This is a genomic window from Streptomyces ureilyticus (assembly GCF_011045025.1).
In the GTDB taxonomy this organism is placed as follows: domain Bacteria; phylum Actinomycetota; class Actinomycetes; order Streptomycetales; family Streptomycetaceae; genus Streptomyces; species Streptomyces ureilyticus.
Window position 1 is genome coordinate 1 of sequence record NZ_JAAKZX010000061.1, and the last position, 26,319, is coordinate 26,319.

26 protein-coding genes and 1 riboswitch are annotated in these 26,319 nt (G+C 70.6%); of the genes, 13 read left to right on the forward strand and 13 right to left on the reverse strand.

Features of this window, described 5'->3' with window-relative positions:
• Positions 1-306, forward strand: a 306-nt coding sequence (locus tag G6048_RS20265) for a winged helix-turn-helix domain-containing protein (protein ID WP_165340980.1), incomplete at its 5' end; no start/stop codon positions are given.
• Complete coding sequence (locus G6048_RS20270; RefSeq protein ID WP_165340981.1) at positions 303-1,778, forward strand: sensor histidine kinase; 1,476 nt, start codon at positions 303-305, stop codon at positions 1,776-1,778. The genes G6048_RS20265 and G6048_RS20270, both read left to right, overlap by 4 nt.
• A 64-nt stretch (positions 1,779-1,842) precedes the next feature.
• On the opposite strand, the gene G6048_RS20275 is transcribed toward G6048_RS20270, so the two are convergent.
• Both G6048_RS20275 and G6048_RS49670 read right to left on the reverse strand, forming a co-directional pair.
• The gene (locus tag G6048_RS20275; RefSeq protein ID WP_165340982.1) at positions 1,843-3,228 is read right to left on the reverse strand and encodes a metallophosphoesterase; all 1,386 of its coding nucleotides are present in this window, start codon (positions 3,226-3,228) and stop codon (positions 1,843-1,845) included.
• A gap of 12 nt (positions 3,229-3,240) precedes the next feature.
• The gene (locus G6048_RS49670) at positions 3,241-3,480 is read right to left on the reverse strand and encodes an SCO4848 family membrane protein (protein WP_235990082.1); all 240 of its coding nucleotides are present in this window, start codon (positions 3,478-3,480) and stop codon (positions 3,241-3,243) included.
• 151 nt (positions 3,481-3,631) lie between these two features.
• Here G6048_RS49670 and G6048_RS20280 point away from each other — a divergent pair, with 151 nt between their 5' ends.
• Positions 3,632-4,945: a D-alanyl-D-alanine carboxypeptidase family protein gene (locus G6048_RS20280; RefSeq protein WP_328826465.1), complete on the forward strand. Its 1,314-nt coding sequence runs from the start codon at positions 3,632-3,634 to the stop codon at positions 4,943-4,945.
• Here the strand turns inward: G6048_RS20280 and G6048_RS20285 are convergent.
• The 3 genes from G6048_RS20285 to G6048_RS20295 are packed head-to-tail and all read right to left on the reverse strand — an operon-like array spanning position 4,893 to position 7,468.
• Positions 4,893-5,957, reverse strand: a complete 1,065-nt coding sequence (locus tag G6048_RS20285; protein WP_165340983.1) for a YihY/virulence factor BrkB family protein — start codon at positions 5,955-5,957, stop codon at positions 4,893-4,895. The two genes, G6048_RS20280 and G6048_RS20285, sit on opposite strands and share 53 nt — an antisense overlap.
• Before the next feature lie 54 nt (positions 5,958-6,011).
• Positions 6,012-6,950 carry a decaprenyl-phosphate phosphoribosyltransferase gene (locus G6048_RS20290; protein WP_165340984.1) on the reverse strand — a complete coding sequence of 313 codons (939 nt, stop codon included), beginning with the start codon at positions 6,948-6,950 and terminating at the stop codon, positions 6,012-6,014.
• Positions 6,947-7,468 (reverse strand): phosphatase PAP2 family protein, encoded by a 522-nt coding sequence (locus G6048_RS20295; protein ID WP_165340985.1) that lies wholly within the window; start codon positions 7,466-7,468, stop codon positions 6,947-6,949. The genes G6048_RS20290 and G6048_RS20295 overlap by 4 nt, the downstream gene beginning before the upstream one ends.
• A 143-nt stretch (positions 7,469-7,611) precedes the next feature.
• Here G6048_RS20295 and G6048_RS20300 point away from each other — a divergent pair, with 143 nt between their 5' ends.
• Both G6048_RS20300 and G6048_RS20305 read left to right on the forward strand, forming a co-directional pair.
• Positions 7,612-9,024: an FAD-binding oxidoreductase gene (locus G6048_RS20300; RefSeq protein WP_206341824.1), complete on the forward strand. Its 1,413-nt coding sequence runs from the start codon at positions 7,612-7,614 to the stop codon at positions 9,022-9,024.
• 52 nt (positions 9,025-9,076) lie between these two features.
• Positions 9,077-9,832 carry a decaprenylphospho-beta-D-erythro-pentofuranosid-2-ulose 2-reductase gene (locus G6048_RS20305; RefSeq protein WP_165340986.1) on the forward strand — a complete coding sequence of 252 codons (756 nt, stop codon included), beginning with the start codon at positions 9,077-9,079 and terminating at the stop codon, positions 9,830-9,832.
• A 34-nt stretch (positions 9,833-9,866) separates the two neighbouring features.
• Here G6048_RS20305 and G6048_RS20310 read toward each other — a convergent pair whose 3' ends face one another.
• Positions 9,867-10,451 carry a 2'-5' RNA ligase family protein gene (locus tag G6048_RS20310; protein WP_165340987.1) on the reverse strand — a complete coding sequence of 195 codons (585 nt, stop codon included), beginning with the start codon at positions 10,449-10,451 and terminating at the stop codon, positions 9,867-9,869.
• A 191-nt stretch (positions 10,452-10,642) separates the two neighbouring features.
• The gene (trpS, locus tag G6048_RS20315; protein WP_165340988.1) at positions 10,643-11,656 is read right to left on the reverse strand and encodes a tryptophan--tRNA ligase; all 1,014 of its coding nucleotides are present in this window, start codon (positions 11,654-11,656) and stop codon (positions 10,643-10,645) included.
• 88 nt (positions 11,657-11,744) lie between these two features.
• On the opposite strand from trpS, the gene G6048_RS20320 reads away from it, so the two are divergent.
• The 3 genes from G6048_RS20320 (at position 11,745) to G6048_RS20330 (ending at position 14,113) form a co-directional block, all read left to right on the forward strand.
• Positions 11,745-12,347, forward strand: a complete 603-nt coding sequence (locus G6048_RS20320) for an RNA polymerase sigma factor (RefSeq protein WP_328826470.1) — start codon at positions 11,745-11,747, stop codon at positions 12,345-12,347.
• Positions 12,340-13,200, forward strand: coding sequence for a hypothetical protein (locus G6048_RS20325; protein ID WP_408056147.1), 861 nt, complete (start codon positions 12,340-12,342; stop codon positions 13,198-13,200). Before G6048_RS20320 ends, G6048_RS20325 begins: the two co-directional genes overlap by 8 nt.
• 166 nt (positions 13,201-13,366) lie before the next feature.
• Positions 13,367-14,113, forward strand: a complete 747-nt coding sequence (locus G6048_RS20330) for a hypothetical protein (protein WP_235990089.1) — start codon at positions 13,367-13,369, stop codon at positions 14,111-14,113.
• A 156-nt stretch (positions 14,114-14,269) separates the two neighbouring features.
• On the opposite strand, the gene G6048_RS20335 is transcribed toward G6048_RS20330, so the two are convergent.
• Positions 14,270-15,724 (reverse strand): glycine hydroxymethyltransferase, encoded by a 1,455-nt coding sequence (locus G6048_RS20335; RefSeq protein ID WP_165340990.1) that lies wholly within the window; start codon positions 15,722-15,724, stop codon positions 14,270-14,272.
• A 25-nt stretch (positions 15,725-15,749) separates the two neighbouring features.
• Positions 15,750-15,838, reverse strand: a riboswitch (ZMP/ZTP riboswitch).
• 166 nt (positions 15,839-16,004) lie between these two features.
• Here G6048_RS20335 and rocD point away from each other — a divergent pair.
• A complete protein-coding gene (rocD, locus tag G6048_RS20340) occupies positions 16,005-17,222 on the forward strand; it encodes an ornithine--oxo-acid transaminase (RefSeq protein WP_206341825.1) in 1,218 nt (405 codons plus the stop codon).
• Here rocD and G6048_RS50975 read toward each other — a convergent pair.
• Both G6048_RS50975 and pdxR read right to left on the reverse strand, forming a co-directional pair.
• Positions 17,219-17,347, reverse strand: coding sequence for a hypothetical protein (locus tag G6048_RS50975; protein ID WP_268978919.1), 129 nt, complete (start codon positions 17,345-17,347; stop codon positions 17,219-17,221). The two genes, rocD and G6048_RS50975, sit on opposite strands and share 4 nt — an antisense overlap.
• A gap of 33 nt (positions 17,348-17,380) precedes the next feature.
• Complete coding sequence (gene pdxR, locus G6048_RS20345; protein ID WP_165340992.1) at positions 17,381-18,790, reverse strand: MocR-like pyridoxine biosynthesis transcription factor PdxR; 1,410 nt, start codon at positions 18,788-18,790, stop codon at positions 17,381-17,383.
• Positions 18,791-18,836: 46 nt separating this feature from the next.
• Here pdxR and G6048_RS20350 point away from each other — a divergent pair, with 46 nt between their 5' ends.
• Genes G6048_RS20350 through G6048_RS20360 form a run of 3 tightly spaced genes read left to right on the forward strand, consistent with a single transcriptional unit; the run spans position 18,837 to position 20,598 of the window.
• Positions 18,837-19,367: a carboxymuconolactone decarboxylase family protein gene (locus G6048_RS20350; protein ID WP_165340993.1), complete on the forward strand. Its 531-nt coding sequence runs from the start codon at positions 18,837-18,839 to the stop codon at positions 19,365-19,367.
• Positions 19,364-19,810 carry a carboxymuconolactone decarboxylase family protein gene (locus tag G6048_RS20355; protein ID WP_165340994.1) on the forward strand — a complete coding sequence of 149 codons (447 nt, stop codon included), beginning with the start codon at positions 19,364-19,366 and terminating at the stop codon, positions 19,808-19,810. Before G6048_RS20350 ends, G6048_RS20355 begins: the two co-directional genes overlap by 4 nt.
• Complete coding sequence (locus G6048_RS20360; protein ID WP_206341826.1) at positions 19,804-20,598, forward strand: isocitrate lyase/PEP mutase family protein; 795 nt, start codon at positions 19,804-19,806, stop codon at positions 20,596-20,598. Before G6048_RS20355 ends, G6048_RS20360 begins: the two co-directional genes overlap by 7 nt.
• A 114-nt stretch (positions 20,599-20,712) precedes the next feature.
• On the opposite strand, the gene G6048_RS20365 is transcribed toward G6048_RS20360, so the two are convergent.
• The 3 genes from G6048_RS20365 to G6048_RS20375 all read right to left on the reverse strand — a co-directional run bounded on the left by G6048_RS20365 (position 20,713) and on the right by G6048_RS20375 (position 25,214).
• A complete protein-coding gene (locus tag G6048_RS20365; protein WP_165340995.1) occupies positions 20,713-22,254 on the reverse strand; it encodes a GMC family oxidoreductase in 1,542 nt (513 codons plus the stop codon).
• Between the two features lie 66 nt (positions 22,255-22,320).
• Positions 22,321-23,799, reverse strand: a complete 1,479-nt coding sequence (locus G6048_RS20370; RefSeq protein ID WP_328826485.1) for an aldehyde dehydrogenase family protein — start codon at positions 23,797-23,799, stop codon at positions 22,321-22,323.
• A complete protein-coding gene (locus G6048_RS20375) occupies positions 23,718-25,214 on the reverse strand; it encodes a DUF5954 family protein (RefSeq protein WP_328826476.1) in 1,497 nt (498 codons plus the stop codon). Before G6048_RS20375 ends, G6048_RS20370 begins: the two co-directional genes overlap by 82 nt.
• Before the next feature lie 92 nt (positions 25,215-25,306).
• Here G6048_RS20375 and G6048_RS20380 point away from each other — a divergent pair, with 92 nt between their 5' ends.
• Complete coding sequence (locus G6048_RS20380; RefSeq protein WP_165340997.1) at positions 25,307-26,209, forward strand: bifunctional helix-turn-helix transcriptional regulator/GNAT family N-acetyltransferase; 903 nt, start codon at positions 25,307-25,309, stop codon at positions 26,207-26,209.
• Positions 26,210-26,319: the final 110 nt, after the last annotated feature.

Here is a 26,319-nt window from a genome sequence, read left to right on the forward strand (position 1 = left end):
GTCCTCCCCCAGCGCCCGCCCCTGTGCTACGGCGACCTGGAGCTGGACGAGACGACGTACTCCGTGCACCGCGCGGGCCGCTCGGTGGAGCTCACCCCGACCGAGTACGCGCTGCTGCGCTTCCTGGTGCGCAACGAGGGGCGGATCGTGCCCAAGGACCAACTCCTGCGCCACGTCTGGCAGTACGAGCACTCGGCCGAGTCGACCGTCGTGGAGACGTACATCAGCTATCTGCGGCGCAAGCTCGACACCCTGGGAGCTCCCGTGATCACGACGCGCCGAGGTGTGGGATACGGGCTCGCATGACGATCCGGCGCCGTGGCGGCAAAGGCATCCACTCGCTGCGTGGCCAGCTGACGCTGGCGAACGTGGCGATGCTGGCACTGGGCATCGTCGTGGCGACCGTGGTGAGCCTGATGGCCATGCGGACCTACCTGCTGGACAGCGTCGATACGCAACTGATGGCGACCCGCGACTCGATCGGGGACTCCAAACTCACCCTCAAACAGGTCGACTCGCTGAGCGCGCTGGCCGCCGTGCGCGCCCGGGTCTCGCCCACCCCCTCCGACAAGGAGGCGGACGCCGACTCGTGGGTGCAGGACGGCATCTTCGTAGCGGTGGACGATCAAGGGCGTCCCACGGCCATCGGCAGCTTCGCGCCCACCGAAACCCAGCGCGCGCTCGCCGCAGCGGTGGACGGTCCGGCCGCCCTCGTCGACGACGAGGAACCGCACGACCTCAAACTGGACGGCACCCCCTTCCGGGTCACCGCCGCGCCCCTGGCCGACGGCACCACTGTGCTGATGGCCAGGTCGACCGGCTCCGTGCACGAGGTGATCCGCAAGGCGGTCGCACTCGACTTCTTCGTCGGCGCCCTGCTGCTCGCGCTGCTCTGCGTACTGACGATGCTCAGCGTGCGGCGCCGGATGCGCCCCCTGGAGGACATGGTGGAGACCTCGTCGGCGATAGCCGAGGGGGATCTGACCCGCCGGGTGCCCTCCAGCCGGCACCCCACCGAGGAGGTCGAGCAGTTGCGGCTCGCCCTGAACTCGATGCTGCACCAGGTCGAGTCGGCGTACCGCACGCGCGAGCGCAGTGCGGCCCAGTTGCGCCGTTTCGTCGCGGACGCCTCGCACGAGCTGCGTACGCCGCTGTCGGCGATCCGCGGCTATCTCCAGCTGTACGACAAGGGGATGCTGCGCGAACCGGTCGAACGCAAGCGGGCCTGGGACCGGATGAACGGCGAGGCCGACCGTATGGGCCGACTCGTCGACGAGCTGCTCACCCTGGCGCGCCTCGACCAGCAGCCCGAACTTCGCTTCAAGAACGTCGACTTGAGCCGCCTCGTGCGGGACGCCGCCGAGGACCTGCGGGCCCAGCAGCCCGACCGGCCGGTGAAGGTGGACGCCGACGGCGCCCTGCTCGTCCAGGCCGACGAGTCGGGGCTGCGGCAGGTCCTCGGCAACCTCGTCGGCAACATACGCACGCACACGCCCGCCGATGTACCGGTCACCATCGCTCTGGAGCGCCAGGGCGGGACCGTACGACTGTGTGTCGCGGACGAGGGGCCGGGGCTGGCGGCGGAGGACGCGGCACGGATCTTCGACCGGTTCTTCCGGGCGGGCGGCGGCGCGGGCAGCGGCCTGGGCATGGCGATCGTGCAGGGCGTGGTGACCGCACACGGGGGCGAGGTCGCGGTACGGACGGCTCCGGGCAAGGGGCTGGCGGTGACGGTGACACTGCCGGGCCGGACGGGCGGGAGTCCGGATCCGGGATAGCCCAGCCTGCTGGGAGCCCGGATCCGGGGCGGTCGGACGTGCGCGAAGGCCGGCCCCGAGGCGGTCACGCCTGCCTGGACGCCAGTTCCACGACCGTGATGTCGGACGGTGCGCCCACCCGGGTGGGCGGCCCCCACGCGCCGGCGCCCCGGGAGACGTACAACTGCGTGTCGCCGTAGCGCTCCAGGCCCGCGACGGTCGGGTTGGCGAGGGCCGCGACGAAGTTGCCGGGCCAGAGCTGGCCGCCGTGCGAGTGGCCGGAGAGCTGGAGGTCCACGCCGTGGTCCACGGCGTCGTGGATCTGCACCGGCTGATGGGCGAGCAGCACGCACGCGCGTGCCCGGTCGCGGTCGCCGAGCGCCTTCTCGAAGTCGGGCCCCTGCCCCTCGTCCTCACCCGACACGTCGTTGACACCGGCGAGATCGAAGCCGGGCAGCTCCGTGCGCACGTTCTCCATCGGAGTCATCCCCAGTTCGCGTACGTGCTCGACCCACTGCTCGACACCGGAGATGTACTCGTGATTGCCGGTGACGAAGTACGAGCCGTGCCGCGCCCTCAGCCGGGCCAGCGGCGCGGCGGCGGGCCCGAGGTCCTTCACGGAGCCGTCGACGAGATCGCCCACGACCGCGATGAGGTCGGGCTGAGTCGAGTTGATGGTGTCGACGACCTTCTGGGCGAACCCACGCCCGAGCACGGGGCTCAGATGGATGTCACTGACCACGGCGATCCGGAACCCGTGCGCGCTCCGCGGCAGTTTGGCCAGCGGCACGGTCACCCGCTTCACCTTCGGCCCGCGCAGCACGCCGTACGTCCCGTACCCGACCGTCCCCAGCGCGGCGGCGGCAGCGGCGCCACCGACCACACGGGAGACGAAGAGACGCCGGGAGGGCCCACTGGCCGCCGCGCCGGACGTGGCGGCGCCGGGGGGCGTGGTCGCGGCCCCCGAACCGCCGTCAGAAGCGACCTCAGCCTCGCCGTCACCCTCTCGGTCGTCTCCGTCGGCAACGAGCGCCGCCGCGCCGGAGCCGGGCTGCCCCGCCCCCGCCCCCACGACGGCGTCGGGCGCGGCGACCGCCACCGGCTCGCGCTCGCCCACCACGTCCGGTGCTTCAGGTGTCTCAGGCGCTGAACGCCGTTCGACGACCCGCCGTACGAGGGGCCGTACGGCCTCTCCCACGAGCAACGCGAGCAGGAGATAGAGCACGATCGCCAGCCACAGGAACCCCGGCCAGGCCAGCACCTGTTGGAGCCAGAACGGAGCCCCGCCACGCTCGGCGGTCATCGCCGCGACGAAGAGCAGCGGACCGGCGATGAACACGGCCGCGCCCGCGCGCCGGGCGAGCCCCGGCCCGGTCGTCGTGTCGCGCACCAGACGGCGCCACATGTACCAGTGCACGACGCCGAAGAGCGCCAGCACCACCACAATGATGAGCACAAAGACGATGACCACGCGGAGCTCCCGTTATGACGTGCGGTGAATGGCGCGAACTCCGCGCAACCCGATGAACCCGACGACCGTCCCAAGGACAAAGGAGATGACGGCGAGCGTCAGATGCACCCAGAAGTACCCGGTCGGCTCGCCGTCTTCGAAGGCGAGCCCACTCCCGTCCGCCACCAGGTTCTTGACGAAAGTGATCCAGATGACCCAGCTCCACACCCCGAAGGCGAGCAGGAACCAGGAGACGGGACGGCTGAGCTTCATACGTTCAGTATCGCTGCCGTCGACCGGTGACCGCGTCCGGGGTGAGGAGACCCACAGCGGAGTGGGCCGCGGTGGAGCGAACCGCCGTGGTGAGGGCAGCGGTGGGGAGGGCGGTGCGACGTCCCGTCCGGGGCCAGGTACGTTCTCGTCCGTGTCCGCCATGAAAAAGACCACCAAGTCCTCCTTGCTGGTCACTTCCGCCACCTTGTTGACCTTGTCGCTCTCCGCGACCGCGATCGCCACCGGGCCCGCCGTCGCGGACGGAACGCCGACACCGAGTCAGAAGGCGACCCCGAAGGCCAGCACCTCACCGAGCGCCACGGCCCCGGCGGACATGTCGACCGTGGGCGGCGCCCAACTCGGCAAGGCGGGCACCCAGGTGAACCTCGGCACTGGCGCCCCGGTGCTGCCGAAGGACCTGAGCGCGCGCTCCTGGGTCGTCGCGGACGCCGAGTCCGGCGATGTGCTGGCCGCGCACAACGCGCACTGGCGACTGGCCCCGGCGAGCACCCTGAAGATGCTGTTCGCGGACACGCTGCTGCCGAAGTTCAGCCAGCGTGAGGAGAAGCACAAGGTGGTGCCCTCCGACCTGGCGGGCACCGGTCCGAACTCCAGCCTCGTCGGCATCAAGGAGGACGAGACATACACGGTCCACGATCTGTGGCTCGGCGTCTTCCTTCGCTCCGGCAACGACGCCGTACGCGTCCTGTCCGCGATGAACGGGGGCGTCGACCAGACGGTCCAGGACATGAACGCGCACGCCGAGGAACTCCAGGCCCTCGACACGCACGTGGTCAGCCCGGACGGCTACGACGAGGTGGGGCAGGTGTCATCGGCGTACGACCTGACCCTCATCGCCCGCTCCGGACTGCAGAAGAAGGACTTCCGGGAGTACGCCTCGACCGTGCGCGCCAAGTTCCCCGGCGAGACGAAGAAGAACAAGAAGGGCAAGACGACCCGCAAGTCCTTCGAGATCCAGAACACCAACCGGCTGCTGACGGGCGCCCCCGGCCTCGGCGTCTACAAGGGCATCGCGGGCGTGAAGAACGGCAACACCACGAACGCGGGCTCCACCTTCACCGGGGTCGCCGAGCGTGACGGCAAGGTGCTGCTCGTCACGGTCATGAACCCGGAGAAGGACGAGAACTTCGAGGTCTACAAGGAGACCGCTCGCCTTCTGGACTGGGGTTTCCAGGCGGCGGACAAGATAGAGCCGGTGGGTGAGCTGGTGCCGCCGAAGAGCGCGGACACGGGTACGGCGCCGGACGCGGAGGCTTCCGGGGAGGCGGGCGGCTCCGGTGACGGCAACCCGGTCGCCGCCTCAGCGCAGGACGCGGGGTCGAGCGGCGTCGGTATCGCGCTGGGGATCACCGGAGGCGTGCTCGTACTCCTCGCCGGCGGGGCGTTCCTCGTCAACCGCCGCTGGCCGCTGCCCGACCTGGTGCGCCGCCGGCCGCGCCCCTGACGTCCGTCTTGCCGACGACCGTCTTGCCGACGACCGTGCCGACGTCTGGCTTGCCGGCCTGCGCGCCTTCTTCAGCGCCCTCGTCGGCTTTCGCGCCGGCCTTCTCGGAGGACTCCCCGGAGTCCCCGTCCTCGGAGTCCTGGGAGGCCTCCGAATCCAGGGACTCGTTCTTCTGCGCCGCCGTCCAGGCGGCGCAGAAGAGCACCAGTTTCGCGGTGAAGTTGATCCACAGCAGCAGCGCCACGGGCACCCCGAAGGCGCCGTACATGCTCTTCGAGGCGACGCCGCTGATATAGCCGCTGAGCAGCAGCTTCAGCAGCTCGAACCCGACGGCGCCGATCAGCGCCGCGGTGAAAAGCCGGCGGCGGGTCGGCTCGACGCCGGGCAGCAGCGTCAGGACGTACAGCAGGAGCAGGAAGTCGGCGAGGACGGCGATGGCGAACGCGGCGGCCTGCAGCAGCGCGCTGCCCCAGCCGGCCTCGTCGATGCCGAGCTGCCGGGCCGTCCAGCCGACCATTGTCGCCGCGACGGCGGACACGGCGATCGTGACGAGTACGGCGCCGCCGAGACCGACCAGAACCCCCGCATCCTTGGCCTTGCGCAGTACGGGGTTCTCGTCGGGGTCAGGCAGCTCCCACACCGCCCGCAGGCACTCGCGCATGGAGCCGACCCAGCCGATGCCGGTGAACAGCAGCAGGGCGCCCGCGATGACGCCGACGGTGCCGGCGTTGTTCACCAGGCCGCCGATGTCCAACTGGTCGGAGATGCCGGGGATCTGCTCGGCGATCTTGTCCTCGAGCTCCCGCTGCCCCTTCTCGTCGAGGGTCGCGGCGGCCACCGCGGCGGCGACGGTGATCAGCGGGAAGAGCGAGACGAAGCTGATGAACGTCATCGCGGCCGCGAGCCGTGTCCACTTCACGCGGTCCAGGCGTTCGTACGAGCGCCACGCGTGCGTGGCCATCAGACGCGTGACGACCGGCCCGACGCCGGGGAGACTTTTCAGCCAGTCCATGATCCGAACCTGCCCCCTATGCCGACGACCCATGTCCGGGTACCCCGATTTCGCTCACCAGTCGGCAACCTCCAGGGCGTACATCCCGAGCCACGCCCCGCCGATCAGGGCGAGCGGGCGGTCGCGCAGGAGGACCTCCTCGGGCTCGCCGGCGGTGCCGCGGTCGGCGAAGACGGCGTACCGGAGGACAGCGAGGACGAAGGCGACCACCGACAGCTGTCGCCAGGGCAGCACGCCGGTGTGCGGCAGGCCGCCCTTCTCCAGGGCCCACAGGCAGTAGCCGAGGACGGCGACGCCGGCCGCGAGCTGCCAGACGAACCGGAGGTAGCCGGTGGTGTATTCGGTGAGCAACGCGCGCGTGGCGCCCGCTTTTCCGGCCATCTGTACGGCTTCGGAGTACCGCTTGGCGGCGACCACGAACAGCGCGCCGAAGCCCGTGGTGATCAGGAACCAGCGCGACAGCGGGATGCCGAGCGCGATCCCGCCGATCATCGCGCGCATCAGGAATCCGGTGGTCACCACGACAAGATCGACGACGAGGACGTGCTTGAGGCTGACGCAGTACGCCAGTTGCATGCCCAGGTAGGCGATCAGCAACGCCGAGGTGACCGGCGAGCAGAGCACCGCGGCGGCGGCCGGGGCTACGACGGCGAGGACGGCCCCGACGGCGTACGCGACCGGTACGGGCACATGCCCGGCGGCGACCGGGCGATGGCGCTTGACCGGATGGGCGCGGTCGGCGTCGGCGTCCTGTGCGTCGTTGATCAGGTACACGGCGATGGCGCAGACGGTGAACAGCACGAAGCAGAGCGCGACTTGCGTGAGCGCGTGACGCGAGAAGAGCTCGCCGGCGGCGGCCGGAGCGGCGACTACAAGGACGTTTTTGACCCACTGTCTGGGACGGGCGGTCCAAAACAGGCCTCTTAGGAGGCCCATTTTCTGAGGACCGGGCTGCGGCTGCGGCGTGCCCTCCAGGAGGGCCGTTTCCGTCATGGTCGCGGCCTCCTGTTGTCCGCGAGGCTGGGCGTCAGCATCCAGCGGGAGCCGAGCCGGGCGGTGAGCGCGCCGAGAGCCGCGCCCGCCGCCACATCCGAGGGATAGTGGACGCCGGCGACCAGCCGCGAGACGCACACGGCGGCGGCCAGCGGCGGCACCGGACGCGCACCCAGTGCTCCATAGGCGACGGCCGCCGCCGCTGCCGACGTGGCGTGCACGCTGGGGAAGGAATGCCGTCCGACGGTACGGACCAGGGGCTCGACGTGCCCGGGGCGCGGGCGGCGCACCAGGCGCTTCGCGCCCATGCCGACCAGGTGCGCGCCGGCGGTCAGGGCCGTGCCACGAAGCCAGGCACCGCGCCGCTCACGGTCCACGGCGGCGCCCAGGAGCCCGGCCGCGAGCCATAGCGCGCCATGCTCTCCCGCCCGGGACAGAGCGCGGGCAGCGGCCGCGACGCGTGGGTCCGTACCGCAGCCGTGGAGGGCGGAGAGAAGCCGTCGGTCAAGGTCGTCCATGCCGGTCCACTGTTCACGGCGACCATCCCAGAACTCCGGCGATATTTGACGACATCCCATTAATCACCCGTTTCGGCGAGAGTATTGACACTTCGACTGTTTCCTTAATCAAACGCCTATATAGGGACGATACGGTCGCCGGTATGCCCGCCGATTCCACGTCCACGGTCACCTCCGCCTCGTCCGCCGTCGCCTCTGCCTCCGTCTCCGACATCGCCCCCGCGCCCGTCACGGGGTGGGGCCGCACCGCCCCCACGACCGCCCGCCTGATCCGCCCTCGTACCTACGAGGAGGCCGCGGCGGCCGTCCGGACGTGCGGGGCCCGCGGGGGCATTGCGCGAGGGCTGGGACGGGCGTACGGGGACGCGGCGCAGAACGCGGGCGGGGCCGTGTTCGACATGACGGGCCTTGACCGGATCCACGCGATCGACGCGGACGGCGGGACGGTCCTGTGCGACGCCGGGGTCAGCCTGCACACGCTGATGCAGGTCCTGCTGCCGCTGGGCTGGTTCGTGCCGGTGACGCCCGGGACCCGCTATGTGACGGTCGGCGGGGCGATCGGCGCCGACATCCACGGCAAGAACCACCATGTGTCCGGTTCGTTCACCCGCCATGTGCGCGCCCTGGAACTGCTCACCGCGGACGGCGAGATCCGTACGGTGGCCCGTGACACGCCGCTCTTCGACGCCACCGTGGGCGGCATGGGCCTGACGGGCGTCGTCCTCGCGGCGACCGTGCGGCTCCAGCCCGTGGAGACCTCCTTGATGTCGGTCGACACGGAACGCGCCAAGGACCTGGACGACTTGATGGCCCGCCTCACGGCCACCGACCACCGCTACCGCTACTCGGTCGCCTGGATCGACCTGCTCGCCCGCGGTACGTCGCTGGGGCGCTCGGTGCTGACACGCGGGGACCACGCTCCTGTCGACGCACTGCCCGCACGCGCGCGTAGAGACCCACTCGCGTTCCGTCCTCTTCGCCTTCCCGCCGCCCCCTCCTTGGTCCCCGACGGCTTGCTCGGCCGCACGACGGTCGGCCTCTTCAATGAGCTCTGGTACCGGAAGACCCCACGCGCGCGCGTCGGCGCACTGCAGAAGATCTCCGCCTTCTTCCACCCCCTCGACGGTGTGCCGCACTGGAACCGCCTCTACGGGAGGGGCGGTTTCGTGCAGTACCAGTTCGTCGTCGGATACGGCCAGGAGGGCGCCGTGCACCGGATCGTGCACCGGATCTCGCGGCGCCGCTGCCCGTCGTTCCTCGCCGTGCTGAAGCGCTTCGGGGAGGGCGATCCGGGCTGGCTGTCCTTCCCGGTGCCCGGCTGGACGCTCGCCTTGGACCTCCCCGCGAACCTGCCGGGACTCGGCGCCTTCCTGGACGAGCTGGACGAGGAGGTCGCGGCGGCCGGCGGACGCGTCTACCTCGCGAAGGACGCACGGCTGCGGCCCGAGCTGCTCGCCGCGATGTATCCACGGCTCGATGAATTCCGTGCGCTGCGGGCGGAGTTGGACCCGGCCGGGGTGTTCACGTCGGATCTGTCGCGGCGCCTCGGACTGTGAGCCGTACACGGAGTCCGGTTTTCCAACCCACCTCTACAGGAGCTCGATTTTCATGAAGGACGCCTTCGGAGCCCCCCAGTCCCTGCTCGTCCTCGGCGGCACGTCCGAGATCGCGCTCGCCACCGCGCGCCGTCTGATCGCCCGCCGCACCCGCACGGTCTGGCTCGCGGGCCGCCCCTCACCTGCCCTGGAGTCGGCCGCTTCCGGGCTGCGCGAACTCGGCGCCGACGTACGCACCGTCGCCTTCGACGCGCTCGACTCCGCCTCCCACGAGTCCGCGCTCGGCCCGGTCTTCAGCGAGGGCGACATCGACCTGGTGCTGCTCGCATTCGGCGTCCTGGGGGACCAGGCGCGCGACGAGAACGAGCCCGGTGCGGCCGTACGCGTCGCCCAGACCAACTACACCGGCGCGGTCTCGTCCGGCCTGATCTGCGCCAAAGCACTGCAGGCTCAGGGACACGGCTCCCTGGTGGTGCTCTCCTCGGTCGCCGGCGAACGCGCCCGCCGCGCCAACTTCATCTACGGCTCCAGCAAGGCGGGCCTCGACGCCTTCGCCCAGGGCCTGGGCGACGCGCTGCACGGCACAGGCGTCCACGTCATGGTCGTACGCCCCGGATTCGTACGCTCCCGCATGACGGCCGGTCTCCCGGAGGCCCCCCTCGCGACGACCCCGGAGGCGGTGGCGACCGCGATCGAAGTGGGCCTGCGTCGGCGCTCCGAGACGGTGTGGGTGCCAGGGTCGCTGCGCCTGGTGATGTCGGCGCTGCGGCATGCCCCGAGGGCGGTGGTCAGGCGCCTGCCCGTGTAGTCGCCGCTGAGCGGTCAGGGCGCCCGGTCGGCCTTCAGCGTGTAGGCAACGTGGTGTCGCTCTGCGTGGACGCGGTCGCCTGCGGAGGCACCACCGCTCCCCCGAACACGAAGTCACGGAGCCTGCGCCACACCCCGTCGGAGCCCTGCTCGTAGAGCGCGAACCCGGTGCACGGCCACTCGGCCTCGTACTCGGACAGCTCCTCGTACGCCCGGTCCATCGCCTCGTCGTCGATTCCGTGCGCCACCGTCACATGCGGGTGGTACGGGAACTGCAGTTCGCGTGCCACGGGCCCGGAGGCGTCCCGGACCTGCTTCTGCAGCCACGTACAGGCCTCGGCCCCCTCGACGACCTGGACGTACACGACGGGCGACAGCGGGCGGAAGGTTCCTGTGCCGCTCAGCCGCATCGGGAAGGGGCGCCCGGCGGCCGCGACCTCCACGAGGTGCGCCTCGATCGCGGGCAGCGCCGAGTCGTCGACCTCCGTCGGCGGCAGCAGCGTGACATGGGTGGGGATGCCGGAAGCGGCGGCGTCGCCGAAGCCCGCGCGCCGCTCCTGGAGCAGGCTGCCGTGTGGCTCCGGGACCGCGATCGACACGCCGATCGTTACGGTCCCCACGTCGTCTCCTGTCGTTGTGCTTGCTGTTGTGCTTGCCGTTGTGGTGGTGCTTGCCGTGGTGCGCTGGGTGTTCCCGGTGGCTCGGACTCTTCTGGCGGACAGGGATGGCCGCTGGTCCTGTGTGTTCCCTGTTTCCGTACGGCTTACGACTGTACGGCCGTCGGGCCCGATCCCGGGTGTCAGTGCCTCGGTCAGTGTTTGGCGGGCAGGAAGCCCACTTTCTCGTACGCCTGGGAGAGCGTCTCCGCGGCGACGGCGCGCGCCTTCTCCGCACCCTTGGCCAGGATCGAGTCGAGCGTCTCCGGGTCGTCCAGATACTGCTGCGTACGCTCCCGGAACGGCGTCACGAAGTCGACCATGACCTCGGACAGGTCCGTCTTGAGCGCACCGTAGCCCTTGCCTACGTACTTCTGCTCCAGTTCCTCGATACCGGCTCCGGTGAGGGTGGAGTAGATGCTCAGCAGGTTGCTGATGCCGGGTTTGTTCTCGGCGTCGTAGCGGATCTCCGTGCCGGTGTCGGTGACCGCGCTCTTGACCTTCTTGGCGGTCGCCTTGGGCTCGTCGAGGAGGTTGATGAGGCCCTTCGGGGTCGACGCCGACTTGCTCATCTTGATCGACGGGTCCTGGAGGTCGTAGATCTTCGCCGTCTCCTTGAGGATGTGCGGCGCCGGGACCGTGAACGTCTGCCCGAAGCGGCCGTTGAAGCGCTCGGCGAGATCGCGCGTGAGCTCGATGTGCTGCCGCTGGTCCTCGCCGACCGGCACCTCGTTGGCCTGGTACAGCAGGATGTCCGCGACCTGGAGGATCGGGTACGTGAACAGGCCCACGGAGGCCCGGTCGGCACCCTGCCTGGAGGACTTGTCCTTGAACTGGGTCATACGGGACGCCTCGCCGAACCCGGTGAGGCAGTTCATGATCCAGGCGAGCTGGGCGTGCTCGGGGACATGGCTCTGGACGAAGAGCGTGCACCGCTCCGGGTCGAGCCCGGCGGCCAGCAGCTGGGCGGCGGCGAGCCGGGTGTTGGAGCGCAGCTCGGCGGGGTCCTGCGGAAGGGTGATCGCATGCAGGTCGACGACCGTGTAGAACGCGTCGTGGGTCTCCTGCAGAGCCACCCACTGACGGACGGCGCCGAGGTAATTGCCGAGGTGGAACGAGCCCGCGGTGGGCTGGATTCCGGAAAGCACGCGGGGACTGTCAGAAGCCATGGCCTCATTCTCTCAGGTGTCGGGAGTCGGTCCGGAACTGGTCGGAAACAGATGGGAACCGATCCGTCTCCGGCGGTGTAACAAGAGTGTGAGGACGCGGGAGGGGGGCCGCATCGTCGATGAGGCCGCGGTGATCGCACGCGTACGCGCCGGAGAGCCGGAGGCGTATGCGGAGCTGGTGCGTGCCCATACGGGCATCGCACTCAGAGCGGCCGCGGCACTGGGCGCGGGTGCGGACGCGGAGGACGTGGTGCAGCAGGCCTTCTTCAAGGCGTACTGCACGTTGGGGCGCTTTCGGGACGGCGCGGCTTTCAGACCGTGGCTGCTGTCGATCGTCGCCAATGAGACGAGGAACACAGTGCGGACGGCGGTGCGCCAGCGCACGGTCGTGGGCCGCGAGGCCGCGCTGACGGAGGCTGAGCCGGTGATACCGGAGTCGGCGGACCCGGCGGTCGCGGCGCTGGAGGTCGAGCGCCGGGCGGCGCTGCTGGCCGCCCTGGACCGGCTGAGCGAGGAGCACCGACGGGTCGTCACGTACCGCTATCTGCTGGAGATGGATGAGCCGGAGACGGCCCAGGCTCTGGGCTGGCCGCGTGGGACGGTCAAGTCCCGGCTCAACCGCGCCCTGCGCAAACTGCAGCGGCTGCTGCCGGATTTCCAGCCCCGGGAAGGAGGTGATGAGCATGAGTGAGTCGTACGAGCACGGGGGCGCGGAGTCCCCGGGTGGTCGTGCCCCCGGCGAGCCGGGGCGTGCGCGCGGGAACGCGGACCGGCTGCCCGAGGAGCTGCGTGCGCTCGGACGGTCGCTGGATCCGCCGGGTGCGAGCGGGACCGAGTCGATGGTCGAGCGGGTGCTGGAGCAGATACTGGCCGAGCAGGTGCCGGTCCCGGTGGCCGAGCCGTCGGGACCGGCGACGCGGATCCGGTCGGCTCGGCGGTGGACGCGGCAGCGCTGGCGTTCGCTGACCGCCGCGCTGTGCGGACTGCTGACGGTGCTGGTGCTCACGCCTCCGGTGCGGGCGGCGGTCGTCGACTGGTTCGGATTCGGTGGCGTCGAGGTGCGGTACGAGCCGTCGGAGCCACACGCTTCTCCGTCTCCGGTGCCGGGCTGCGAGCAGGGCCTGACCGTGGCGGGAGCTGCCCGGCGGGCAGGGATCGAGCCGCTGCTGCCAAGGGAGTTGGGGCGCCCGTCGGCGGCACAGGTGTCGGCTGACCGCCGGGTCCTGTCGCTGTGCTGGGACAACGGGGACGGTGAGGTGATACGGCTCGACCAGTTCCGGGCGACGCTCTCTCCGCTGTTCTGGAAGTCGACGACGGTGCCCTACGAACCGGTCACGGTGAACGGCGACTCGGGCCTGTGGTTCGCCGAGCCCCACCGCCTTGAGCTCGCGCTGATCGACGCCCGCGGCCACGAGTACGCCAGGACGGTCCGCACGGCGGGGCCGACCCTGTTGTGGGAGGACCAGGGGGAGCAGCGGACGCTGCGGCTCGAGGGTGTGGAGTCGCGGGAGCGGGCGGAGGCTGTAGCGGAGTCCGTGGAGTAGTGCCGCGGAGTAGAGCCGCGGAGCTGGCCCATTTGGGGGCGGGCGCCGCGAAGTGGTCGGAAGTCATGCGGGCCGAGTGGGAACCCCGGCGGGTCGAGCGGTGTACCAGAAGTGACAGGGTGCGGACAGGCCGCATCCGGGGTCGACTGGGGGTCCGATGCATCCGATGCGCAGGGTTCGTGAACTGGCAGCGGCAGCCGGGGCGTTGACGGTGGCGCTCGCTCTGGTACTGACCGGGGCGCCGACCGCGGTGGCGGGCGGGCCGACGAGTGTGCTGCTCGTATCGCCCTACAGCGGGGAGACGGCGTCGCTGTACACCAGCGACGCGGAATACGTGCGCCTGAGCGACCTGCTGCCTCAGCGGGGCGGCGACCTCGAGAAGTTGCAGGAGAAGCCGCCGGACCTCGACTCCATAGGCCGCGGGATCAACATCACATGGATGATCCATGACGTCACTCCCTGGCGTGTGGACAGGGTGCATCCTGACGTGCCCGGCTCCCGGAGCGTCTGGATCCAAACGCAGCTCACACTGGCGCCTGATGCGTTGAAGCCGCCGAAGGAGGTCTGGCACCGAGCGGAGAAGCCCGACGAGCTCCGGTCCCTGCTCACCGGTCTTGGCGTCATGAGCGAACACCCTGCGGGGACGAACCCGGCTTCGGGGCCGCAGCACTCGTCGGACGACACATCGGCCGCGGTGCCGCCCGGCGCCGACGAGACCCCTGCGACTACGGCCACGGCCGCCGCAGGGGCAGACGACGGAACCGACTGGTGGTGGGCGATACCGGGGCTGGCAGTCGGAGCCGTACTGGCCCTGGTGCTACGACCGTTCGCGGCGCGGTTGCCGGTGGCACTGCCTCCGGGCCGGGGGCGAGGACGGGATACCGGGCCTCGGCAAGAGTTGCGGGATGTGTGACCGGTACGGCGCAACCAGTCGGCAGGCGCCGCGTCCCAGCTGAACCGAGCTGGATCAGCTGAACACGCGCAGTGCCGGCTGAACCGGGCTGGCTCAGCTGAGGCAAGCCACTCAGGGCCTCAGTTGAGCTCAGCACCGTCAGTCGAGCCCGCCGTCTCAGCCCAGGTCGATCTCCGGGTACAGCGGGAAGCCGGCCACGAGGTCGGTGGCCCGGCGGGAGATCTCGTCCGCGATCTTGGGGTCCAGGATGTGCTGGGCCTTGGAGGGGGTGCCCTTCGCCGTGGTGCCGGGCTCCGCAGTCGTGAGGACCCGGTCGATCAGGCCGGCGACCTCGTCCATCTCGGCGGTTCCCAGGCCGCGCGTGGTGAGGGCGGGGGTGCCGATGCGGATGCCGGAGGTGTACCAGGCGCCGTTGGGGTCGGCGGGGATGGCATTGCGGTTGGTGACGATGCCCGAGTCGAGCAGGGCGGTCTCGGCCTGGCGGCCGGTGAGGCCGTAGGAGGTGGCGACATCGATCAGGTTGAGGTGGTTGTCGGTGCCGCCCGTGACGAGGGTGGCGCCCCGGCGCATCAGGCCCTCGGCGAGGGCGCGGGAGTTGTCGACGACGGCCTGGGCGTAGTCGCGGAACTCGGGGCGGCGGGCCTCGGCGAGCGCGACGGCCTTGGCGGCCATGACATGAGGAAGGGGGCCGCCGAGCACCATGGGGCAGCCGCGGTCGACCTGGTCCTTGAGGGAGTCGTCGCACAGCACCATGCCGCCGCGCGGGCCGCGCAGCGACTTATGGGTGGTGGTCGTGACGATCTGGGCGTGCGGGACGGGGTCGAAGTCGCCGGTGAGGACCTTGCCGGCGACGAGGCCCGCGAAGTGCGCCATGTCGACCATCAGCGTCGCACCGACCTCGTCGGCGATCTCACGCATGATGCGGAAGTTCACGAGACGGGGGTACGCGGAATAGCCGGCGACGATGATCAGGGGCTTGAACTCACGGGCGGAGATGCGCAGGGCCTCGTAGTCGATGAGGCCGGTGGCGGGGTCGGTGCCGTAGGAGCGCTGGTCGAACATCTTGCCGGAGATGTTCGGGCGGAAGCCGTGGGTGAGGTGGCCGCCGGCGTCGAGGGACATGCCGAGCATGCGCTGGTTGCCGAAGGCCTGGCGGAGCTCGGCCCAGTCGGCCTCGGAGAGGTCGTTGACGTTACGGACACCGGCCTTCGCGAGCGCCGGGGCCTCCACGCGATCGGCGAGGACGGCCCAGAAGGCGACGAGGTTGGCGTCGATGCCGGAGTGCGGCTGGGCGTAGGCGTGCTGGGCGCCGAAGAGTTCGCGGGCGTGCTCGGCGGCGAGGGCTTCGACGGTGTCGACGTTGCGGCAGCCGGCGTAGAAGCGGCGGCCGATGGTGCCCTCGGCGTACTTGTCGCTGAACCAGTTGCCCATGGCCAGCAGGGTGGCCGGGGAGGCGTAGTTCTCGGAGGCGATCAGCTTGAGCATCTCGCGCTGGTCGGCGACCTCCTGGCCGATGGCGTCGGCGACCCGGGGCTCGACGGCGCGGATCACTTCGAGGGCGCTGCGGAAGGCGGTGGATTCGGTGGAGAGGGGCGCAGACTTGTCGGACATGAGGGACCTCCGGACGTGGCGTTCACGGTTCGGCCCAGGCGCACGGCACTTGTTCATCGCGGGCCGCTCCCCGATGGTCGGTCCCATCCCAGCGCGCCAGTCACGGCCCGCCGATCAGCCTACCGGGCCTGCCCATCGCCAGATCCCCGAGTCCACCATGCGAGCGATGATGCGAGGCAGACGCGAGCGACGATGGGAAGGGGCCGAAAACCCCGCCCGGATACCCCAGATCCCCGGATACCGGGGCCCCTGGATCCCAGAGCAAGCGTGCCGAGAGGAGATGGGAGATCCCGTGACCCGTACGGAGGAGCTGATCGCCTCGGCCGAAGCGAACAGCGCGCACACTTACCACCCGCTGCCGGTCGTCGTGGCCACGGCGGACGGGGCGTGGATGACGGATGTCGAAGGGCGCCGTTTTCTCGACCTGCTGGCCGGATACTCCGCGCTCAATTTCGGCCACCGCAACAGACGGCTGATCGATGCGGCCAGAGCGCAGCTGGAGCGGGTGACGCTGACATCGCGGGCGTTTCATCACGACCGGTTCGCCGAGTTCTGCGCGCGGCTGGCGGAGCTGTGCGGCATGGAGATGGTGCTGCCGATGAACACGGGCGCGGAGGCGGTGGAGTCGGCCGTGAAGACCGCGCGGAAGTGGGGGTACAAGGTCAAGGGCGTGCTCGACGGGATGGCGAAGATCGTCGTGGCGAGCGACAACTTCCACGGGCGCACGACGACGATCATCAGCTTCTCCACGGACCCGGAGGCACGGGCTGACTTCGGCCCGTACACGCCGGGCTTCGAGATCGTGCCGTACGGCGATCTGACCGCGATGCGCGAGGCCGTCACGGAGAACACGGTCGCCGTGCTGCTGGAGCCGATCCAGGGTGAGGCGGGGGTTCTGGTGCCGCCGACCGGTTATCTCGCGGGCGTACGGGAGTTGACGCGGGAGCGGAATGTCCTGTTCATCGCCGACGAGATCCAGTCGGGACTGGGTCGGACGGGCAGGACCTTCGCGTGTGAGCACGAGGGGGTGGTGCCGGACATGTATGTGCTGGGCAAGGCGCTCGGGGGCGGGGTCGTGCCGGTGTCGGCGGTGGTGTCGAGCGCAGAGGTTCTGGGGGTGTTCCGGCCCGGGGAACACGGTTCGACGTTCGGCGGGAATCCGCTGGCCTGTGCGGTGGCGATCGAGGTCATCGCCATGCTGCGGTCCCGGGAGTTCCAGGCGCGGTCCGCGGAGCTGGGTGACCATCTGCATCGTGAGCTGGCGGTGTTGCGCGATACGGGCAGGGTGACGCAGGTCCGGGGGCGCGGGCTGTGGGCGGGGATCGACATCACCCCGGCGTACGGCACGGGCCGGGAGGTCTCCGAGAAGCTGATGGACCGGGGTGTGCTGGTCAAGGACACCCACGGCGCCACCATCCGGATAGCGCCGCCGCTGGTGATCAGTAAGGAGGACCTGGACTGGGGACTCACCCAACTCCGGGCCGTATTGGGGATCTAGAGAGCCAGGAGTCCCATGCCGCCGAGTACGACCGTGCCCGAACGCAATTGCCGCTGCGAGTCCGCCATTTCCGCTCCCCCGTGACCGTTCACCATCAACTCCTCGGCCATCACCCTGTAGATCATGGTCCCGGCCGCCGTAACCGGGCCCGACGGTCCTCAGGGCAGCACCCTGCACAGAGCGTCCAGCGTGCCCGACCACGCGTGGTCCGGGGGTGTGCCGTAGCCCACGACAAGGGCGTCGTACGGTTCGGCGGCGGCGACCTCGGCGACGTCCGCGTGGCGGTAGCGGGTCAGGCCGTGCAGCAACAGGCCCTGCCAGGCCGCCGACCGGACCACCGACTGCTCGGTGCCGGGCGGGAGTTGGAGGACAGCGTGGAGACCGGCCGCGATGCCGGTGGCCCGCACCGACGGGGCGCGGGACGCGAGAGCCGCGACGAGCTGGTCGCGGCGGCGGCGATAGCGCAGACGGGACGCGCGGACGTGACGGTCGTACGCGCCCGAGGTGATGAACTCCGCCAGGGTCAGCTGGTCCAGGACCCCGCACGACCAGTCCGTGCCGCCCTTCGCCGACACGACCTCCGACGTCAGCGACGGCGGCAGGACCAGCCAGCCGAGCCGCAGTCCTGGCGCCAGGGACTTGCTCGCGGTGCCCACGTACACGACGCGGTCCGGGTCGAGGCCCTGGAGCGCGCCCACCGGCTGGCGGTCGTAGCGGAACTCTCCGTCGTAGTCGTCCTCCAGGACCAGCCCGCCGGTTCCCCGCGCCCAGTCCACGACGGCGGCCCGCCGGTCGGGCCGCAGTGGTACGCCCATCGGGAACTGGTGCGAGGGGGTGAGCAGGACCGCCCCCGCCCCCGTTCCCGCCAAGCCACCGGTGCACGTTCCCAGTTCATCGAACGGCAGCGGCACCGTCCGTAATCCCGCCGCCTCCGCCACTCCCCAGTGCACGTCAAGCCCGTACGACTCCACGGCGAGCGAGCGCAGCCCCCGTTGCCGCAGTACAGCGGCGAGCAGCCGCAAGCCGTGTACGAAGCCGGAGCAGACGACGATCCGGTCGGGGTCGGTCCGTACGCCGCGAGCGCGGGCGAGGTAGGCGGCGAGGGCGGTGCGGAGTTCGACGCGACCTCGTGGGTCGCCGTAGCCGAGGGCGTCGTGAGGTGCCTCGGACAGCGCGCGGCGCGCCGACCTGAGCCACTCGGCGCGGGGGAACGAGGCGAGGTCGGGGTTGCCGGGTTCGAGGTTGTGCGTCGGTCCGCGGGGCGAGCGAGGCCTGGGTGCCGTGTCCGAGTCCGGTGCCGCCACGGCCCGTTCCGCGACCCGCGTGCCCGAACCCTGGCGCGCGGTGAGCCAGCCCTCGGCGACGAGCCAGGCGTACGCGTCGGCGACCGTGTTGCGCGCGATGCCGAGGTCGGCGGCGAGCGACCGCGAGGACGGCAGCCGCGTCCCCGGTGCGAGCCGCCCGCTCCGCACCGCCTCGCGCAAGGCGTCCGTGAGCCCTCGGCGCAGGCGGGAGCCGCCCAGGTCGAGGTGCAGATCAACACCCAAAGTGGCCCAGGGTTTCTCCATGGAAATGGACCATACTCCTGGGCTAATCAACCTTAGGGTCGCAGTCATGACGACGAACGAGACGACCGACGACCCGACCAGCACCACGACCGACACCACCTCGTACGTCCCCGAACACACCCCCCGGCTCGCGTGGGCCAAGCTCGCGCCCGACGTCTACAAAGCCATGATCAGGCTCGACACGGCGGCCCGGCAGGGCGTCGACCCTGTGCTCCTGGAGCTGGTGAAGATCCGCGCGTCGCAGATCAACCACTGCGCCTTCTGCGTCGACATGCACTCCAAGGACGCGCTCGCGGCCGGCGAGAGTGTCGAGCGGATCATCCAGCTCAGCGCGTGGGAGGAGTCGCAGCACTTCTACACGGCGAAGGAAGCCGCGGCACTCGCGCTGACCGAGGCGGTCACGGTCCTCACGGAGGGCTTCGTGCCGGACGAGGTGTACGACGCGGCCGCCAAGCAGTTCGACGAGGCCGAGCTGGCGCAGCTGATCGCCGCGATCACGGTGATCAACGCATGGAACCGGTTCGGCGTGACCTGCCGTATGGTCGCCGGGCACTACCAGGCGGGCGAGCACAAATGACGGCTCGCACGCAGTACCTCGATCCCGGGGTCGGCAAGGCCATGTCCGCGCTGAGCGCCGCCGCGAAGAAGGGCCTGGGCGACCCCGGGCTCGCCGAGCTGGTGCAGATCCGCGCCTCACAGCTCAACCACTGCGCGTTCTGCCTCGACATGCACCTTGAACTGGCCCGCAAGCACGGCGTGAGCGAGAAACAGACCGATCTCCTCAGCGCCTGGGAGGAAGCGGAGGACCTCTACAGCGAGCGCGAGCGGGCCGCGCTCGCGCTGACCGAAGCGGTCACGGTCCTCACAGAAGGCTTCGTACCGGACGACGTGTACGAGCGGGCGGCGCGGCACTTCGACGACGTCCAACTCGCGCATCTCATCGAGTTGATCACCGTTATCAACGGATGGAACCGGCTGATGGTCAGCCGACGCATCCCGCCGGGGGGCCGTGCATGGTGAGCAAGGTCGAGATCTTCCGCACGCTGCACCAGGGCCGCTCACCGGACGATCCGCTGATCCTGCCCGGGCCGTGGGACGCGGCCAGTGCGCGGGTCTTCGAGGACGCCGGGTTTCCGGCGCTCGCGACGCCCAGCGCCGGGGTCGCTGCCTCGCTCGGTTACGAGGACGGGGCCACGCCCGCCGACGAAATGTTCGCGGCGGTCGCGCGCATCGTGCGGGCCGTGCACGTTCCCGTGTCGGCGGACGTCGAGGACGGGTACGGGCTCGCGCCCAAGGAGTTGGTGGACCGGATCCTTGAGACGGGTGCCGTCGGTTGCAACCTCGAGGACTCGCACGAGGGCGTCCTCAAGGACCCGGAGCGGCACGCCGACTGGCTGGCCGAGGTACGGGCCGTCGCAGGCGACCGGCTGTTCGTCAACGCGCGTGTCGACACGTTCTCGCGCGGGGTCGCCGATCCCGAACGGGCCGTCGAGCGGGCCGCGTTGTACGTGGCGGCGGGCGCCGACTGCGTGTACCCGATCGGCGCCCCGGAGGATGCCCTCCCGGCGCTCCGGGCCGCGGTCCCGGGCCCGATCAACGCCTACGCGCGACTGGAAGGTCCCGCACCGGCAGAGCTCGGCCGACTCGGGGCCACACGCATCACGTTCGGTCCCCGTCTGCAGCGCCACGCCACCAAGGCGCTGACCGGCATGGCCCGAGCCCTGCACGACGACTGGCTCGGCCAGGCGCGCGCCGCAGCGCAACGCCTGGCCGACGAAAACCTCTCCGCGGAGCCGAACGCCTGGTGAGCGTCACGGACACCTGCTGACGGTCACTCGGACAGCCACGTCCGCCAAGTCGATTCGTGGCTGTCCACCCACTCCTTCGCCGCATCCTCAGGAGTCAGCGAGTTGACGTGGCCATCACTCGCCACTGCCGAGCAGGTCCACGCACTTCTCTCCGACCATGAGCACCCCGATCATCGGGTTCACCGCGGGCATCGTCGGGAAGACGGAGGCGTCGGCGATCCGGATGCCGTCCAGGCCGCGGATCCTCAACTGCGGGTCGACGACGGCGAGTTGGTCGTCCGGGGCGCCCATCCGGCAGGTGCCCGCCGGGTGGTACACCGTGTGGGCCACCGACCGCGCGTACACGCCGAGCTCCTCGTCGCCCGTGACGTCGGGACCGGGGGCCACCTCGCGCTTCAGCCAGCCCGCCAGCGGCTCGGACTTGGCGATCTCGCGGGCGATCTTGATGCCGTCGACCAGGGTGCGGCCGTCGTAGTCGTCCTCGTCCGTGAAGTAGCGGAAGTCGAGTGCGGGCTTCTCGGCCGGGTCGGCGCTCGTCAGATACAGCCTTCCCCGGCTGTGCGGCTTGGGGATGTTGGGGGTCATGGAGACGCCGTGGGCAGGGCGTTCGTACCCCAGTCGCTCCGGGTTGTCCGTGAACGGGATCTGGTAGAAGTGGAACATCAGGTCAGGGCCCGGATGTTCGGGATCCCGGCGCACGAAAAGGCCCGCGTCGGAGTCCATCGCGGAGTTCTCGGGGATCGGCCCGTTCGTCTCCCAGACGATCACCGACTCCGGGTGGTCGAGCAGGTTCTCGCCGACGCCGGGCAGGTCATGCACGACGGGAATGCCGAGCGCCTCCAGATCGCGGGCGGGCCCGATACCGGAGTGCATCAGCAGCCGCGGCGAGTCCACGGCCCCCGCGCACAACAGGACTTCATTCTCCGCGCGTACGAGGATCTCCTCGCCGTCCTTGGTCCGTACGTGCACTCCGTGCGCCCGCGTCCCCTCGAGCTCCAGCTTGTACGCCCAGGTCTCCAGCAGGATCGTCAGGTTCGGCCGGTCCAGGAAGGGGTGGAGGTAGGCGACCGACGCACTCGACCGCTTGTTGTTCTCCGGGTGGTACGCGAGATCGAAGAAGCCGACGCCCTCAGTGAACGGCTTCTTGTTGAAACCCTCGATGCGCGGCACGCTCAGCGCGGCCTGGGCGGCGTCGACGAAGTCGCGGGCGATGGCGTTCCGGTCGTTCTCGTCGACGGCGACGATGTTGTTGCGCAGCCGGGCGTAGTACGCCTCCATCGGCACCGCGCCCCAGCCCTTGGCGCCGTTCGCCTCCCACTCGTCCCAGTCGGACGGCAGCGGCTTGAACGCGATCAGCGTGTTGTGCGAGGAGCAGCCGCCGAGCACCCGGGCGCGGCTGTGCCGGATGTACGAGTTGCCGCGCGGCTGCCGGGTCGTCGGGTAGTCGTAGTCCAGCTCCCCGCCGAGCAGCCCCATCCAGCGCCGCAGAGTGAGAACGTCCTCGCGGCCGACGTCGCTGGGGCCGCCCTCGATGACGGCGACGGTGACGTCCGGGTCCTCGGTCAGGCGCGAGGCGATGACGGAGCCGGCGGTACCGCCGCCGATGACGACGTAGTCGTACGTGTGCTCATGGACGGGCGTGGGCTGCTCAGGCATAGGGGATTACTCCTCGGGGTCGTACAAGGTGCTGCGCTCGGCGGATCCTTGGCGGGGGGCGGGGCGTCAGCCCGCGAACCACCGCACCGGCTGCGGCGCGAGGTTCTGGTACACGTGCTTGCTCTCGCGGTACTCGTCGAGACCGGTGGGCCCGAGCTCGCGCCCGACGCCGCTCTTTCCGAAGCCGCCCCACTCCGCCTGCGGGAGGTAGGGGTGGAAGTCGTTGATCCAGATGGTGCCGTGCCGCAGCCGGGCGGCGACGCGCCGGGCGCGGCCCGCGTCGGAGGTCCAGACGCCGCCGGCGAGCCCGTACTCGGTGTCGTTGGCGAGCGCGACGGCCTCGTCCTCCGTACGGAACGTCTCGACGGTCAGGACAGGCCCGAAGACCTCCTCGCGTACGACCTTCATCTCGCGGTGGCACTGGTCGAGGACGGTGGGCTCGTAGAAGTAGCCGGTGGCGGGCCGTTCCTCCGACGGCTCGGGCCGCTTGCCGCCGGACCGCAGCACCGCGCCCTCCGCGAGAGCGGAAGCGACGTACGCCTCGGTCTTCTCCCGCTGCTGCTCGGAGACGAGCGGACCGCACTCGACGCCGTCCTCGGTGCCCCGGCCGAGGCGGATCTTGCCGGCCCGGCGGGCGAGTTCGGCGACGAAGCGTTCGCGTACGGACTCCTCGATGATGAGGCGTCCGCCTGCGGAGCAGACCTGGCCGCTGTGGATGAACGCGGCGTTCAGGGCCTGGTCGACGGCGGTGTCGAAGCCTTCCTCGGTGGCGCAGGCGTCGGCGAAGACGACGTTCGGGTTCTTGCCGCCGAGTTCGAGGGCGACCTTCTTGACGGTGACGGCGGCGGCCTGGGCGACCTTGATGCCGCTGATGAGGCCGCCGGTGAAGGAGACGAGGTCGACGGCGGGGTGCTCGGCGAGGCGGGCGCCCACGGTGTGCCCGGGGCCGGTGACGATGTTCGCGACACCGTCGGGCAGCCCGGCCTCCTGGAGCAGTTCCACAACGGCGATCGTGGTGAGCGGAGTGATCTCGCTGGGCTTGACGACGAAGGTGTTCCCGGCGGCGAGTGCGGGCGCGATCTTCCAACTCGCTTGCAGCAGCGGATAGTTCCAGGGCGTGATCATGGCGCACACGCCGACGGGTTCATGCACGACAACGCTGTGGATGTCGTCGGACCCGGCATCGACGACCCGCCCGCCGCCCTCCCCCACGACGAGATCGGCGAAGTACCGGAAGGCGTCGGCGACGCAGTCGATGTCGACGCGCCCTTCCTCGAGCGTCTTGCCGGCGTCCCGGCTCTCCAGCAGCCCGAGCCGCTCACGGTCGCGTACGAGGAGATCGGCGACGCGACGCAGCAGGGCGCTCCGCTCGGCGGCGGGGGTGTGGCGCCAGGGCCCTTCGTCGAAGGCGCGGCGGGCGGCGTCGATGGCCGCGTCCGCGTCTCGTCCGTCACCCTCCGCGACTACGGCGAACGGCTTGGCGTCCGCCGGATCGAGCACCTCACGCGTGTCTCCGGAGACGGCCGCACGCCACTCCCCGCCCACGTGAATCGTCTGCTGCGCCTGTCGCTCCGCTGGTCCCGCCATGGTCGGTGCTGCCTTCCGTTCCTGGTCGCCCCTGCGGCACACCCGTGCCACTTCCGAGGAGCTGGTTGCCCCTGCCCCGGGCTGGGCTTTTCATGCCCGTGCCCGACAGTGTGCCTCGTCACTGTGGGAAAGGGCTCCGGCTGCGCGGAGCCCTTTCCCGATCCTGGGGCTTCGCCCCAGACCCCCGCCAGGGGGGATGAGAGTGACACTACGTGTCGCGGCTGCGGGTGCGTCGTGGCTGGTCGCGCCCCACTCTCGGCTGCGAGAACGAAAACTCGGCGCCCCAGGCGCTTCTTCTGTGCCGCACGGCGCTCCGCCTCCGCCTCCCACAGCCGCTTAAGCTCCCGCGTCCGCTCGTCGAGCTCGATCGGCTCGTCCTTCTCCTTCCAGAGGCCCTGTTCCTTGAGCTGGCGGACGTGGACCTCGACGGGAGGTTCGGGGTCGAAGTCGGAGGGGCGGGGGCCTTCGGGGCCGTCGGGCCCGATGCGGACCAGGCGCTCGACGCGGGTGACGCGAAAGCGGCGGCCCGCGACGCTCGCCACGTTGCTGCGCTTCTCGTCGAGGCGGTCGGCGGCCCGCGCGTACTCCTCGCGGGCGGCGTCGTCGAGGCGGAGTTCGAAGGGGCCCATGACGCGCAGATACGAGGCCAGGACGTCGCGCGCGGCCTGGGGCGAGCGATGGGAGGCCCCAGGATTGTGCGGCTTCCAACTGCCGTCCACCCGCTCGGAGATCATGAACACGGCGGGGAGGAGGACACCACCGGGATGCGTCGCGAGAGCCCGCCGCGCGTCGTCGGCGACGTCCGGCGGCGCGCCCGGGACGACGCCGACGAAGCGGACCAGGTCCAGCTTGAGGATGCCATCGGCCAGGCCCGTGCCGGTGTACGGGTCGATCACCTGGCCCCGGGGACGTACATGATCGGCGTCGAGCGGATCGGGGTCGGAGGGGCGGGGCGGTTCGGGACCGTTGCCGCCCATGCGGATGAACCGCGAGGCGCGGACGATCCTGAACCGGCCACCCAGCACGGTCAGTTCGTCGACGACCTCGCGGTCCATACGTTTGGCCGCCGCCATCCACTTGCCCTCGGCACTCTGCTCCCCGGCGTCCTCGGCGTCCTTGGCGCTGCGCCGGAAGTACGAACCCAGCATGTCCCGCGCGCCCTGCGGCGTATCGCTGCTGTAGTCGGACAGCTGCCAGCCGCCCTCCTCGCGCTCCCGCGCATGGAAGAACTCGGGAATCCCCACGCCCAGCAACTGCGGGTACCGCTCCCGGGCCTGCCAGGCCTCCTGCTCGGCGAAGGCCGCGATCGGCCCCTCCTGCGGGGTCACCCGGAACGTCAGATAGCCGGGCACCTCATCTGCGTAACCGCTCACGTACGGACTGTGCCCGCTCAGCCTCTGCCCCCGCCACCCACTTCGGGCAACTCGTGGACTCGCTCCCTACCTTTGACTACAGTCAAAGAAATATGGAGCCAGTGTCCACAGAGCATGTGACCACCCTTCGCCGCTTCAACCGCTACTTCACCCGCCGCATCGGCGCACTCGACGACCACTACCTGGGCCAGGACCGGCCACTCGGCGAGGCCCGACTCCTGTACGAGATCGGGGACGGGGCCTCACTGCGCGAGCTGCGCAGCCGGCTCGGCCTGGACGCCGGGTACTTGAGCCGGATGGCGAAGGCCCTGGAGGCGCAGGGCCTGGTGCGGATCACCGTGCATCCGCAGGACACCCGGCTGCGGCTCGCGGAGCTGACCCCGGCCGGACGCGTCGAGGTGAAGGAGCAGAACCGGCGGGCCAACCGCCTCGCCGAAGGGCTGCTCAGCGGGCTGACGCCGGCCCAGCGCGGGCAGTTGACCGAGTCCCTCGGCACCGCCCAGCGGCTGCTCAGGCTCGCCGCGATCACGGTCGAGCTCGTCGACGGAGCCGCCCCGGACGCCCGCGCCTGCCTCGACGTCTACGCCGCTGACATCGACGCCCGCTTCCCCGAGGGCTACGACCGGGCGGCCCTCGTCCAGCCGCACGAGGTGTCGGGGGACACCGGCGCCTTCCTCGTCGCGTACGAGGAAGGCCGGCCCGTGGGCTGCGCGGCCCTGCGCCGCCTCGAACCCGGCGTCGGCGAGATCCGGCACGTCTGGGTACACCCGGCCGCCCGCCGCCTCGGCCTCGCCCGCCGCCTGCTCGCCGAACTGGAGCGGCAGGCGGCAGAGCGCGGCTACGGAGTCGTACGCCTCGACACGCACGCCACCCTCACCGAGGCCCAGGCGATGTACCGGGCCTGCGGGTACACCGGGATCCCCCGCTACAACGACGACGTGTACGGGGGCTACTGGTTCGAGAAGTCCCTGCCCAAGCCGCCCCTGATTCCGTGACCGGCTCCGGGCACACCAGGGCCGGCGGGCAGAACCAGGTCGGGAAACGCACGAGCCCGCACGGCCGGGTGTGGCCGTACGGGCTCGCGGAATACTGCGGAATGCCGGGG